The organism is Paenibacillus sp. J22P90, from assembly GCF_059692195.1.
In genome coordinates this window covers 318918-331184 of the sequence record NZ_JCAUAY010000004.1, presented here as the reverse complement: position 1 = coordinate 331184, position 12267 = coordinate 318918, and the positions used below count along the sequence as shown (strand labels likewise).

Sequence of the window (12267 nt, the reverse complement as noted above, 5' to 3'; positions counted from 1 at the left end):
ACTTTCTAAACATAAATGTATACTAACTATAGTGGTAATATAGATAAGCCAGAGAGGATGTGGCAACGCATGATCACTCATTTCGCGGAACTGCAATTATCTACGGTATCCATACAAGGTGTGAAACAATTTTATCAAGAACAGTTAAAACTCCCTGTGATCTTGGAGACTGAGCATGAAATAAGCTTTCAGCTGGGGGCATTTTGCACATTAACATTTAAAGTGGCGGATGAAGCGCTGCGTCCAGCGCATATTGCGTTCGAAGTGCCCTATTCGGAATTTGAACATGTAGTTAGCGAACTTGGTGCCTCAGAAGTTACGCTGTTAAAATGGCCAGACGGCCGCAGCATTGATCATTTCGGGACCGGGAAAAATGTGTATTTCCGTGATGGCGATGGTAATTTACTAGAGATAATCGCACATCCTTATGTCATGGAAGGTGTTTTGCCAGCGCATGGAGATCTGAAAATTTTATATCTCCGAGAAGTTGGATTGCCTGTTGATGATGTTGCTGCGTTTAGGGAGTTGATGGTACAGCTCTTTGATTTTAAGTTGGATAAAGTGTATGACAATTTTAGCTTTGCAATAGGTGGAACCGCACATGCAGTAATTTCGTCGAAGAAGCGAAAATGGATTCCAATTGCGATGACGGCCTTGCCGCCGGCGATGGTTGTGACCTTTGGGGTGAGCAGCCTGGAGAAAATGCATGAAATACAAAAGAAACTCGATGCGCAAGGCATACTAAATGAATGGATGGCAGATGGGCAGCTCTATTTTCAATTAGACACGTATCATTTCAAGTTGAAGCTATCTAATTTACAAGAAGATGTGCCTGTTCGCTTGAATTTACCTTTTTCTATGGGGTAAGATTAGAGCTTCCAAGGAAAATAGATGATCTTGAGGAGCTCGTTATTTTGCTAAAAGGTGAAAAGAGGTTAAGCGCGTCCCAGAGCCCTTTCGTACTCATGCCCATTTTATTATTGATCTGGGGATCGGTTGCTGCGGTTAGTAAGTTGGTGCTGAATCAACTGGATAGTTATCAGGTTTTATTTTATATGTATGGGTTGGGTGTGGTCATATTCGCAGGTGTTATAGTCATCAAAGCGCGGGGGAAGAGCTTCCAGTCATGGCGTTTTTCGGAGTGGATGCTCGTGCTCGCCTGTGGTGTATTTACGTTTTTATATGATTTTCTCTATCTAAAATCACTAGAACTCATACCTGCCGTAGAAGCGTCAATGTTGAATTATTTATTTCCAATTTTTATCGTCATATTTGCCATTCCAATCCATAAAGAGAAGCTAAACCGGTACAAAATCCTCTCCATCCTTATGGGCTTTGCGGGAACAATCCTATTAATTACGAAGGGGGATTTCGCGAATTTTAGTTTTACTGACTTAGAGGGCGATCTGTTGGCGATTTTTGCGGCGGTGAGCTGGGGGCTGTTTACGAATCTAGTGAAGAAAAATAAGAAGGACATGCTGATCAGTACTTTTGTGATTACCGCTATAGCGTGGTTATTGGCCATCGTTGGCATGTTGGTCTACTCAGAAGGAAAGTTGCTTCAAATGGTGGACTTCTATGGCGTATTATGGCTATGTCTGAGCAATATCGTGTTCGGGTTTTTCCTCTATTTCAGAGCTTTGAAGTACTCGTCAGCATCACTCATCGCGAGCTTTACCTTCTTTGCACCGTTTGTGACACTAGTGTTTATCATGGTGTTGCTAGGGGAACGGCTGACTTGGATGGACGGTGTGGCGGCCGCGTTTATCTTGTTTAGTGTGCCGGTGCAGAAGTTGGGGGATGTGTGGAGTAAGGGAAGGAAGAGTGTTTCATGAAAATAGGAACGATTAATTGATGGACATAAGTTCGAATTCCACACGGGGACGCTTGCAGATAGACTAGCCTATTACAAAGAGGATAAGTCGCATATGGTGTTTTATGAATAGGATTAATGATGCCAGCTATAAACTAACCGGAGGTTCTAATGAAAAACTATTTCAATGCGTTGTCTATCGTTTTCTTAGGCGTTTGTATTTTAGTAGGATGTTGGTTGATTTCGAGTGCAAATCAAAATCAGACAAAGGAAACATCAATCGCTGCACCAATTTCTAAACCGCAAGACCAGCTTTTGACGCGATCTGAGCTAGCCCTATATTTAGGAATAAGCGAGGCAGAGGTAGAAAAATTGGGTCCACAACCAATGGTTAATGGATCTTCATCAAGTCAACTTCCATATGTGAAAGTTGGAAATAACGTCTATTATCCACTAAAGTCTATTGATAATTGGTTATTTAAAACTGAAGGCGTAAATGTTCAATAAATCATAAAATCCAATTGTTTTCCTGAAAATGATCAAAAAGAGGCATCCCACCAGCAGAACGATCTGCTAGTTTCTGGATAGCCTCTTTTGCCATATGCGTCAAGGCAGCAAAGCCATGAATGACTTCGAAGCCGCGGAGAGGGGAACACCTCGAAGTGTGGCTAGTCCTATTTTGCGTGAGGGGATAGGTAGGGTTAGCGGAATTTCGATTAAGTCGCCAGCAACGAGCTCGTCGGCTACATAAGTACCGATTACAAAAGCGAGCCCAAAGCCGCGTTTTGCAAACTGAACTAGCAGATCGATGCTGCCTAGCTCGAATTCGGGCACGAGTGTGACTCCGTTCGAGGTGGCGTAATCATCGAGATAGCGCCGCGTGCTTGCCCCTTTTTCCAACAATAGCAGGGGGTAATCTTGTAAATCAGATAGAGATAGAGGACTTTGTGCAAGGTGTGCAAAAGCTTTGCCGCCGACAAGACAGTCTTGAATGGATGAGCTCTCACGAAAATCGATCTGCTTATCCGAAGCGGGTAGGCTGACAATGCCGAAATCGATTTTGCCCTCCTTGAGCAATGCCAACGTTTCAGGTGTTGTACGGTTCGTTACGCGAATACGAACGCCAGGATGCTGCTCGTGAAAGGCCTCTAGATACGGCAAAAGATAATACTTGCACAACGTATCGCTAGCCCCAATGTTGATCTCCCCGCTATGTAAGCTGTGCATGTCAGCGATGGCTTTTTCTCCTATTTTCATAAAGCTAAAAGCCTGCTCCACATAACGAAATAACACTTCACCTTCAGCTGTTAATGTAACTCCTTTGGCCGTTCGAAAGAAGAGTTGCCCACCTAGCGCGGCTTCCAGCTGCTTAATTGTATGACTAACAGCGGGTTGCGTAATATGCAATTCCTCAGCTGCTTTTGATAAGCTGCCTGTTTTGGTAGTCCAGTAAAAGACACGATACCATTCCAAATTAATATCCAATAGTATTACCTCACTTTATATCTGATATTACTTATATCAATTTTTCTAATGTCGATAGAGCAATTATAATAAGCTTCGTAAGGCAAAACAAGTGTAGGAGGCGTAGTTTATGACAGTAACTGCGATTGTTGGTGCGAATTGGGGAGACGAGGGAAAGGGGAAGATGACGGATGTGCTAGCGGCACAATCATCTTTCGTTGTTCGATTCCAGGGTGGAAGTAATGCAGGACATACGATCATTAATGAGTACGGAAAATTCGCTTTGCGAATGCTGCATTCAGGCGTGTTTTATTCTCATATTACAAATGTCATTGGGCCAGGAACAGCTCTCGACATTGATATATTGCTGGGAGAGATGGATGAGTTAACAGCAAGAGGTGTACCGAATCCCAAGGTGTTCATTTCAGAGCGAGCGCAAGTGGTATTGTCGGTGCATCAGCTTTTCGATGAGCTCGAGGAGGAGCGGCTTGGTAACAATAGCTATGGCTCAACGAAGCGAGGGATCGCGCCATTTTATGCGGATAAGTATGCGAAGTTAGGCATTCAGGTGGCCGATTTATATAACCCATCGCGCTTACAAGAGCGACTTAAACGTTTGCTGACAGCGAAAAATGTACTGCTCACGCAACTATATGGACGACCAGCTATTCAGGCAGAAGAACTTATGGAGCAACTGCTGAGGCAGGCAAAACGAATAGCTCCCTACGTATGCGATACTACAACGCTGCTTCAGCAAGCAAATGCAAACGGCGATCCCATTTTGGTCGAGGGACAGCTTGGTGCATTGCGTGATCCGGATCATGGTATTTATCCGTTTTCAACGTCGTCATCGACGCTTGCAGGCTTTGCTCCAGTCGGAGCAGGACTTCCTGCCAGTTCGATTACAAATGTGTTCGCTATCGTCAAAGCGTACTCGAGCTGTGTAGGTGCAGGCCCTTTTGTCTCAGAGCTGGAAGGCATGGAGGCCGAGGAATTACGTCGTCGCGGCGGCGATGCGGGGGAATATGGCGTAAACACGAAGCGACCTAGGCGTATGGGGTGGTTTGATGCCGTTGCTACCAAGTATGGCTGTATGATACAAGGAGCGACGAGTGTTGTTTTAACCAATTTGGACGTATTAGGCTACTTGGATGAAATTCCGGTCTGTATTGGCTATGAATTGGCAGATGGGACGATCGTCGATCGGTTTCCAGTCACTGCTTTGCTGGAGTCGGCTAAACCTGTTTTAACACGACTGCCAGGCTGGAAAAGTGATATTTCTCAGGCTACACAGATGGATGAGCTTCCTGAAGCGGCAAAGGCATATATCGACTTTGTAGAATCCGCGATCGGCGTGAAGATTTCAACAGTTTCTGTGGGACCAAGACGTGAACAAGTGATTTCAAGATAGAGACTGGCCGTAATAGGAAACATAATATTGGGAAAAATAACCACAAAACATTTTGGAGGTAATGATGAAGAATGTGATTGTGGTTATGTTTCTTTTTGGTAGTGTCATGATACATCCCGCAGCAAGTAAAGCTGAAGTACCGATGCCTTGCAGTGCAGTCCTTGAACATGCTGATGCAGACAATGTCAATGCCAAAGGGGCGGCGCTCGTTTACAAGGTCAAACTCACACCAAGTTTTCCGCGCACCAGTATTAGCATGCTGGCCAATCATTTACCTGTACCAGCTAGAATTGGAGATTATGATGGGTATGAAGGATTTGCTTTTATCCAAAATGAAATTAGTTGGCGATTCAAGCTGTACCCGACACCTCAGGAAGGGGGCCCGACTTGGGCGGGAAGAATTGATGATATTACGGCTGATTTAACGAATAGCACGATGGAAATTCGACTTTCAAATGGGAGAACGGGCAGGCTGGGGCCAGTTGTGCTAACCAGTTCGATGAACTCTTGTAAATGATTGAGATTTTTTGAAACTTAATGGAGCTATGCCTCGTCTAATGAAATGAATTGTTAAATACTGGGATGTTTATTAGTCCAGTTCTGTTGTATTTAAACAACGATCCATTCCATTGACGAGGTGATGCTATGAAGTGGTTGAAAGCCCTTATTTTACTTGCAAGTATAAGTTGTGTATCAGGTTGTTCTGTCTCTGCCGTAAATCGTCCAAGCACGGAGATCAGTGCCCAACAACAAGATGAGTTGAAGCCAATCGTAAAAAAGCTATTCGCAGCAACATTAGACAAGGAAGAGAATACTTCGGTATCCGTGAGTAAAAGAATTTTAAACTATAAGATTCATGATGATATTCAGATTTTAAAAAATACGGAAGATACCTACTATATTGTCTCCTATGACATATTACCGGCTTCCCTTGAATTCATCCTTGCTGGCGGCGGCGAACGAACCGAGGATGGCTGGATCATAAACCGTGAAACGTATGTCACACTTCAGAAGTCTACTGGTGAATATCGGATTAAGAGCTTGAGTTCTGGGCCATGAATTGAAACATAACTTACCTTAGGAGGAATCCACATGTCTGAAAAAACCATTTCTCAAAGATTAGAAGAACTAGGAATCGTCCTACCAGTGGCAAGTGAACCAGCAGCGAGATATGCCAACTATGTGAAAGTGAACGGCCTATTGTACGTTTCAGGAAAGGGACCTTCAGGCAATCCCAAAGGGAAATTGGGTAAAGACTACACAACACAGGAAGGGTATCAATTTGCTAGACTAGCTGGCATTGAGATCCTAGCTGTTTTGCAGTCTGCTGTTGGTTCTCTGGATCGCATTAAACAAGTTGTGAAACTGCAAGGATTTGTGAACGCGGTTCCCGAATTCGAAGAGCATCACAAAGTGCTTAATGGATGTTCGGATCTGATGTTGGATGTTTTTGGCGAAAAGGGAATGCATGCCAGATCCGTCTTCGGGGCTGTATCGGTGAGAGATAATCTGCCGATCATTGTGGACTCTATTTTTGAGATGGAAGAATAAAATCCAAGGAGCAACCCATGAATCGATTCATGATTGGTCAATATGGAAGCTCTATATCCACAACTAGAGATGCTTTATTCTTAGCTAATAATCATGAAGTGAGAGATTCAGCCTTTGCTTGGATTCAAAACGAACTGGAATACCTTCGAGATGTAAGTCCTACTTACATCTTATTTCACTATCCTAAACCAGTTATTCTGGATTAAAGGGTGGATTGGCGTTCGTAGAGATTTGCAGATGAATCGGAATATGTGGTAGAAAGTGAGATTACTTTAGAAGCATTGATCGAACGGACGGAAGCACTCTTTCAGTGGCTTACTAAGCAGGCAGAGGAGTACGAGTTTATTCCTGTTTTGGAATTGGATGCACTGAATCGTTACATTTACGATACGAATTTCTTAGACGAGATGTTGATGAAATACCCTGTCATAAAGCTATGTCTAGATACCGCAAGACTCTACTCGCAGGAAAAGATTGATCCTTTTTTTGATGCTAAAAAAGTCATACATAAGTTCGCGCGTTTTACCTATTCCATCCACCTGAGTAATGTACAAGTAAATGATACAATTACTAATTCTCGTCATCCCGTACTGCCTGATCTCGATCCTCGCGACGGTTGGGCACCAATAGAAGAATATCTCGGAATAATTGCCGAGCAGAACGAACTAGTGAAGATCATGTTTGAGCACCGTTCTGATTTAATTAGTGAAGAGCAGCTGAATCAATGTTATGATTGGGTAGCGCGTTTATTGAACAATGGAAAATTAATGCGCCAAACATAAATTCCCAATCGGGTAGTACGCAAGTTTTGGAGGTCATTTTGTAGTGAAGCAATCAAGATGGAAGCTGTTTACATACGTGCCATTTCTAGCGGCGATCCTCGTCATCGGTTTGATTCAAACCTTCATGCTGGCGAATGAAAATGTGAAGCCGTATCCGGAGCCGTTCGGACGTGCAACGGAATTACCACAATTGGCTGTATATGGGGTAGCTGTGCAAATGGTTGACGAACGCAGCTTTACATACCTCGCCGGCTCGTCGCTTGCCTATGTCACGATAGATGATGAGGGGCTAAATAGCACGGAGTCGCGCAGCTTGCCTGATGCTGGTTCATTTCGTTTCCACAAGATGATGGATAAGGATCATGTGATCTGGATCAGTGAAGGCAATAAGCTGTATGCGAGTGAGTGGAAAAGCGGTTCGTGGTCGCCCAAGAGCAATCTGCTTGAAACGGAGCTGAATGCTGTGCAAGTGGTGACTGGCTCCAAAGGGGAAAGAATCCTGCTGGCTTACAATGATTCGGCGCTTTTTGTCAGTACATTTCATCCAAATGAAAAGCCAAATTGGTCACAGCTCGATGTCGCGAATATAAAGCATATTCAAGGTCATTTGGATGCTGCTGGCAGTCTTTCTCTGGTTTACGCAGTCAATAAAGAGGGAAATGAATCCTTCCATTACGCACAGCTTGCACCTGATTCATGGAAACCACTTGTCCAGAACAAGCTGAAGGATTTGGATTTTGCAGCGAGCAGCTTGGATGATATGGCGTTAGGTACTGATGACGGTTCTACATTTCTAACCGTATATACGACCAGTTCGCGTAAATCCGGTAAAAGCACCTTGCACATGCTCACATTTCCATCGAATCAACCAGATAAGGTGCAAGATGAAATCGTTACGATTCCAGTTTCAAAGAGGATGGATTCGGATACGATTTTACATCCTACATTCACGCGTTCAACCTCTGGCGAATTATCGCTCGTGGTTTCGTCTGTTTATGAGAAGAATAGACGTCAGACGAGTCAAGAGGTGTATAAGATTGGCTATAAAAATGGTCAAATGTTGGATGCTACGAGGATCTCTCAATTTGGCGGATTCGCGGTATATCCGAGTATGGCCTCGATTCAATATCGTTCATTATCGATTTGGCTGGATGCTGTGAACCCTGAATCTTTTCGCGTATATTACGCCACGGATCACCTTCCTTATCAGGCGAGTATGAACCAAATTCGTGGAGAAGACTTACAACAGGCTGCTGGGAATCTGCCACTCTTTTGGGGGATCGGCGTTCTTACAGCACTCATCAGCTTAAAATGGATCCTATTACCTGGCCTATATTTAGTCGTCCTTAGTGTATTTTGGCAATATCATTATGAGGAGTATGCCAAGCGACATTTTGGGATTTCTCTCGCGATGTATCTGGTGGTGAAGGCGTTATTTATTGGAGATTATCGGAAAACGATTGCTCTACAGGTGATGCCAGATTTTCTGCAACCGGTTTGGGTGAGTTTAATTATACTGCTTATTTTCGCGGTGATCTCTTACCTTTGCACAAATCTTTGGAGAAAAGGGTTGTCTGATCGAAATGTTGGACTGGAGATGCTCTACTTTGTAGCTCTTGATGTGTTCATGACGAATATGTGGTATTCGTTTTTTATGTCTCCGGCGACTTTGTAGTAAATCTTATGCAAAAATATTGAAAATTTTGGTATTCATTGTTATGATACTTTTATGAATAAGCGATGTGTAACTGGCGGAGCATGGGTAACCATGAGGGAGCACACCGATATTGGCCGTACGCCTGGGCAAGAGGTAAGGGGAAATCCCCTTACCTCTTTATGTTTGCTCCTAACTTGAGAGGGATGATGAGATGAACGAGAAAACCGTAATCTTGGATGGACATCGAGTGGCAACAGACATGAAAGAGGCACTGAAAGGAAGAGTTGATCACTTAGCCTTAAAAGGGATCACGCCTTGCTTGGCGACGATTTTAGTTGGCGATGATCCTTCATCAGCGACCTATGTTCGGATGAAAGGGAATGCGTGCAAGCGTCTGGGAATCCGTTCAATACGTATTGAACTTCCCGCTCATACAACGACGGAAGAATTGATTGCAGAAATTCACAAGCTCAATGCAGATCCTAGTGTACATGGTATTTTGCTCCAACATCCTGTACCTCATCACATTGATGAACGGGCTGCATTTGAAGCCATTCGTGTTGAGAAAGATGTTGATGGCGTTACTACGCTTGGTTTTGCTCAAAATGCCTTCGGCTTAGCTAAATTCCCTTCCTGCACCCCAGCAGCAATCATTGCCATTATGGACTATTACCACATCCCCATAGAGGGTAAACACGCTGTTGTGATCGGCAGAAGTCCCATCCTCGGTAAGCCAGTTTCAATGATGCTATTAAATCGGAACGCAACGGTAACCATTTGTCACTCGAAGACTACTGGTCTAGCAGACATCATTCGGTTAGGCGACATTGTTGTAGCGGCAGTGGGTAAACCAAATTTTGTTCAAGGAGCTTGGATTCAACCAGGTGCGATTGTTTTAGATGCGGGATACAATGAAGGGAACATAGGGGATGTTGACTATGAAGCTTGCAGGCATATCGCATCAGCGATTACACCTGTTCCTGCGGGAGTCGGGCCAGTCACAATTGCAACTTTGCTGAAACATACCGTAGACGCAGCTGAGAAGTTAAATTAGTTGAAGTTAAAAAGGAGGAGCAAAGTGAAGCTATTCCACGTCAGCGAGGAAAAGGATATTCCTATTTTCCACCCAAGACTTCCAACTAGAAAAGATTTGGATCCGAACAAAGGCTTAGTCTGGGCGATCAACGAGCAATGCTTGCCCAATTTCTTAACGCCGCGGAATTGTCCGCGAGTGACCTATCATTGTAATGAAGCGACTACGGAGCAAGATCGCAGAGATTATATCTCTTCGAGTACAATGAAGCATGTCGTTACTATTGAGCATAAATGGTTCGAAATCATGAAACAGACTACGTTATACCTGTACGAATTTGATTCGTCCGATTTTTATTCAATAGATCCTGGTGCGGGGTACTATGTGAGTGAGAAATCACAAGTTCCTATCGATTGTTTTGAAATTAGAGATCTCTTTGGGGAGCTTTTTAAACGAAATGTGGAAGTTCGAATTGTAGACAATTTGTGGGATTTAAGCGATACCATTCAGAAGGCGAGCTTCAATTATTCGATGTGCAGGATGGGGTTTGCGCAGCAGCGAGCAACGTAAAAGTGGAGAAAAAAATATTAGCCATCGAATTGGAGAATTTCATGATCCTTTTCGATGGTATTTTTTGTTATAGTAGAGAAGTAAGTAACGATAGGAGGACTGTTCATGTATACATTTGGTTGGTGCAAAGGCATTCAGGAGGCTGAAAGACTTCAACAACTGGGCTTTGACTACATAGAATGTGCACTCGTATCATTAAATTTAGAGGATGAAGCGGATTTCGCCGATAAGCTTCCTTTGTATCTGAACTCACCTTTGCCGGTGCAAGCTTTTAGTATATTTTTCCCGGGAGACTTGAAAGTGGTAGGTCCAGAGGCAGATGAAGAACGAATTCGGCGCTACGTCCATAAAGCTGCAAGCGCTTTAAATAGAATCGGAGCCAAGACGGCCGTACTAGGAAGTGGAAAAGCACGACATATTCCGGATGGCTGGGAGCGAAATCTCGCGGAGCAGCAACTGTTACAACTGCTTGCCATGATCGGTGAGGAGTTCCAAGGCACGGGCGTTTCTTTAGCTATTGAGCCATTGAATCGCAAGGAATCGAATATCATCAACACGGTTTCGGAGGCGGTGCGGTTTGCCAAACAGGTGAATCATCCGTCTATTCGGGTTTTGGCCGATTTTTACCATATGGATGAGGAGCAAGATCAGATGGATACCCTTATCGAAAATAAAGACTGGCTTCAGCACATTCATCTTGCTGATACTGGACGATTGTCGCCTGGGACAGGTCAGTATCCGTACGATCAATTCGTTAAAGCGTTGAAGGCGTCAGGCTATCATGGCATGATTTCTGCAGAGTGTACGGTGCATGATCCTGAGAAGGAGTTAGCGGCCAGTTTGGCTTTTATGAGAGAAAAGTTCAGGGAATGATCGTGTCGATTTGAAAAGGGTTTTGTAAATTCGAGTCGAAATAGTTAATACCGAGTAATTAACTATGATTTCTTCTTTTCGGAATTAGGAAGATAAGGTTGTGACGCATATGCTAAAAGACAAAATACTTAGAAGAGAAACAGGGATCATTACGTATGGAATGACACCGCCTAAAGAAACACATTCGCTAGAGAAAATAGCCGAGATCTCACTCAAACAAGTGGAGCGTCTTCAAAAACTTCAAATAGATGGCTTAATTCTCTATGATGTGCAGGAGGAAAGTGATCGTATTGATGAAGATCGGCCTTTTCCTTATATGCAAACTGTGGACCCAACGACATACAGCAAACAATATTTAATGGGGTTAAATGTCCCGAAAATCATTTATCGATGCGTTGGTAAATATACAGAAGAGCAACTTGCGGATTGGATCAAAGCGGACTTTGCTGAAGAGCGATTTTCGGTATTTGTCGGGGCTTCTTCCAGCAAACAAGAGGTTCAGTTGGGACTCCCCGAAGCCTATGAGTTAAGCCGAAAGCTGAATGACAATCTAACATTAGGCGCTGTGGTTATTCCAGAAAGACATATGAAAAAAGATGATGAACATCTTCGAATGGTTAGCAAAATAGCGAGCGGAAGCCGGTTTTTTATTTCTCAGGCAACCTATAATGTGGAAGCATCGAAAAACTTTTTATCCGATTATTACTATCACTGCCGTGAACATAAGTTAGATATGGTGCCGATCTTAATGAATATTGCCCCTTGTGGATCCACCAAAACGCTGGAATTTATGAAATGGCTTGGAATCAGCATCCCGAAATGGCTGGAAAATGATTTGAAATACTCCAATGATGTCCTGGATAAATCTGTGGCGGTTTCCAAGCAAATATTTGAAGAGATTTTTGAATTCGGCCTGGAAAAAGGGATACCAATCGGGTGCAGCGTTGAAAGTGTCTCTACACGCAAAGTCGAAATTGAAGCTTCCATTGAGCTGGTACATGAGATTAGAGCGATGATGGAGAAGAAACTGCGGTCAACGTTTGTTTTTTAATTGTATTCTTTAAGATGAAGAAGCTGCCGACTCTTATAGAGCGGCAGCTTTACATTTTTGCT

General features: G+C 43.5%; 15 protein-coding genes, 1 pseudogene and 1 riboswitch. Of the genes and pseudogenes, 15 read left to right on the top strand and 1 reads right to left on the bottom strand.

The window, feature by feature from the left end:
* The first annotated feature begins 69 nt into the window (after positions 1-69).
* The 4 genes and pseudogenes from AC58UX_RS15770 (at position 70) to AC58UX_RS15755 (ending at position 2320) form a co-directional block, all read left to right on the top strand.
* Positions 70-867 (top strand): VOC family protein, encoded by a 798-nt coding sequence (locus tag AC58UX_RS15770; protein ID WP_497254269.1) that lies wholly within the window; start codon positions 70-72, stop codon positions 865-867.
* 98 nt (positions 868-965) lie between these two features.
* The gene (locus tag AC58UX_RS15765; RefSeq protein WP_497254267.1) at positions 966-1835 is read left to right on the top strand and encodes a DMT family transporter; all 870 of its coding nucleotides are present in this window, start codon (positions 966-968) and stop codon (positions 1833-1835) included.
* An 18-nt stretch (positions 1836-1853) separates the two neighbouring features.
* Positions 1854-1946, top strand: a pseudogene (locus AC58UX_RS15760) (metallothiol transferase FosB); the annotation flags it as partial.
* A gap of 38 nt (positions 1947-1984) precedes the next feature.
* On the top strand, positions 1985-2320 hold the full coding sequence (locus AC58UX_RS15755) for a helix-turn-helix domain-containing protein (protein WP_497254265.1): 336 nt from the start codon (positions 1985-1987) through the stop codon (positions 2318-2320).
* A gap of 99 nt (positions 2321-2419) precedes the next feature.
* Here AC58UX_RS15755 and AC58UX_RS15750 read toward each other — a convergent pair whose 3' ends face one another.
* Positions 2420-3298 carry a LysR family transcriptional regulator gene (locus tag AC58UX_RS15750; protein ID WP_497254263.1) on the bottom strand — a complete coding sequence of 293 codons (879 nt, stop codon included), beginning with the start codon at positions 3296-3298 and terminating at the stop codon, positions 2420-2422.
* A gap of 109 nt (positions 3299-3407) precedes the next feature.
* Here AC58UX_RS15750 and AC58UX_RS15745 point away from each other — a divergent pair, with 109 nt between their 5' ends.
* From AC58UX_RS15745 to AC58UX_RS15695, 11 genes are all read left to right on the top strand, one after another.
* Positions 3408-4688, top strand: a complete 1281-nt coding sequence (locus AC58UX_RS15745) for an adenylosuccinate synthase (RefSeq protein WP_497254261.1) — start codon at positions 3408-3410, stop codon at positions 4686-4688.
* 64 nt (positions 4689-4752) lie between these two features.
* A complete protein-coding gene (locus tag AC58UX_RS15740) occupies positions 4753-5205 on the top strand; it encodes a YoqH family protein (protein ID WP_497254259.1) in 453 nt (150 codons plus the stop codon).
* A 128-nt stretch (positions 5206-5333) separates the two neighbouring features.
* Complete coding sequence (locus AC58UX_RS15735) at positions 5334-5747, top strand: hypothetical protein (RefSeq protein WP_497254257.1); 414 nt, start codon at positions 5334-5336, stop codon at positions 5745-5747.
* Positions 5748-5780: 33 nt separating this feature from the next.
* A complete protein-coding gene (locus AC58UX_RS15730) occupies positions 5781-6239 on the top strand; it encodes a RidA family protein (protein WP_497254255.1) in 459 nt (152 codons plus the stop codon).
* A 17-nt stretch (positions 6240-6256) separates the two neighbouring features.
* Positions 6257-6445 (top strand): hypothetical protein, encoded by a 189-nt coding sequence (locus AC58UX_RS15725; RefSeq protein ID WP_497254253.1) that lies wholly within the window; start codon positions 6257-6259, stop codon positions 6443-6445.
* A 45-nt stretch (positions 6446-6490) separates the two neighbouring features.
* Complete coding sequence (locus AC58UX_RS15720; RefSeq protein ID WP_497254251.1) at positions 6491-7021, top strand: hypothetical protein; 531 nt, start codon at positions 6491-6493, stop codon at positions 7019-7021.
* Positions 7022-7064: 43 nt separating this feature from the next.
* A complete protein-coding gene (locus AC58UX_RS15715) occupies positions 7065-8696 on the top strand; it encodes a hypothetical protein (RefSeq protein ID WP_497254249.1) in 1632 nt (543 codons plus the stop codon).
* A gap of 59 nt (positions 8697-8755) precedes the next feature.
* Positions 8756-8833, top strand: a riboswitch (ZMP/ZTP riboswitch).
* Between the two features lie 56 nt (positions 8834-8889).
* Positions 8890-9732 carry a bifunctional 5,10-methylenetetrahydrofolate dehydrogenase/5,10-methenyltetrahydrofolate cyclohydrolase gene (locus tag AC58UX_RS15710; RefSeq protein ID WP_497254247.1) on the top strand — a complete coding sequence of 281 codons (843 nt, stop codon included), beginning with the start codon at positions 8890-8892 and terminating at the stop codon, positions 9730-9732.
* 24 nt (positions 9733-9756) lie between these two features.
* Positions 9757-10281 (top strand): DUF6886 family protein, encoded by a 525-nt coding sequence (locus AC58UX_RS15705; RefSeq protein ID WP_497254245.1) that lies wholly within the window; start codon positions 9757-9759, stop codon positions 10279-10281.
* Between the two features lie 105 nt (positions 10282-10386).
* Complete coding sequence (locus AC58UX_RS15700; RefSeq protein ID WP_497254243.1) at positions 10387-11154, top strand: sugar phosphate isomerase/epimerase family protein; 768 nt, start codon at positions 10387-10389, stop codon at positions 11152-11154.
* 109 nt (positions 11155-11263) lie between these two features.
* Positions 11264-12205 carry a methylenetetrahydrofolate reductase gene (locus AC58UX_RS15695; protein WP_497254878.1) on the top strand — a complete coding sequence of 314 codons (942 nt, stop codon included), beginning with the start codon at positions 11264-11266 and terminating at the stop codon, positions 12203-12205.
* The last annotated feature ends 62 nt before the right edge of the window (positions 12206-12267 follow it).

Excerpts from the sequence above, each read along its gene's own strand:
- AC58UX_RS15770 (WP_497254269.1), top strand. The coding sequence starts at position 70 with ATGATCACTCATTTCGCGGAACTGCAATTATCTACGGTATCCATACAA.
- AC58UX_RS15740 (WP_497254259.1), top strand. The coding sequence starts at position 4,753 with ATGAAGAATGTGATTGTGGTTATGTTTCTTTTTGGTAGTGTCATGATA.
- AC58UX_RS15725 (WP_497254253.1), top strand. The coding sequence starts at position 6,257 with ATGAATCGATTCATGATTGGTCAATATGGAAGCTCTATATCCACAACT.
- AC58UX_RS15765 (WP_497254267.1), top strand. The coding sequence starts at position 966 with ATGCCCATTTTATTATTGATCTGGGGATCGGTTGCTGCGGTTAGTAAG.
- AC58UX_RS15710 (WP_497254247.1), top strand. The coding sequence starts at position 8,890 with ATGAACGAGAAAACCGTAATCTTGGATGGACATCGAGTGGCAACAGAC.
- AC58UX_RS15700 (WP_497254243.1), top strand. The coding sequence starts at position 10,387 with ATGTATACATTTGGTTGGTGCAAAGGCATTCAGGAGGCTGAAAGACTT.
- AC58UX_RS15735 (WP_497254257.1), top strand. The coding sequence starts at position 5,334 with ATGAAGTGGTTGAAAGCCCTTATTTTACTTGCAAGTATAAGTTGTGTA.
- AC58UX_RS15755 (WP_497254265.1), top strand. The coding sequence starts at position 1,985 with ATGAAAAACTATTTCAATGCGTTGTCTATCGTTTTCTTAGGCGTTTGT.
- AC58UX_RS15730 (WP_497254255.1), top strand. The coding sequence starts at position 5,781 with ATGTCTGAAAAAACCATTTCTCAAAGATTAGAAGAACTAGGAATCGTC.
- AC58UX_RS15695 (WP_497254878.1), top strand. The coding sequence starts at position 11,264 with ATGCTAAAAGACAAAATACTTAGAAGAGAAACAGGGATCATTACGTAT.
- AC58UX_RS15745 (WP_497254261.1), top strand. The coding sequence starts at position 3,408 with ATGACAGTAACTGCGATTGTTGGTGCGAATTGGGGAGACGAGGGAAAG.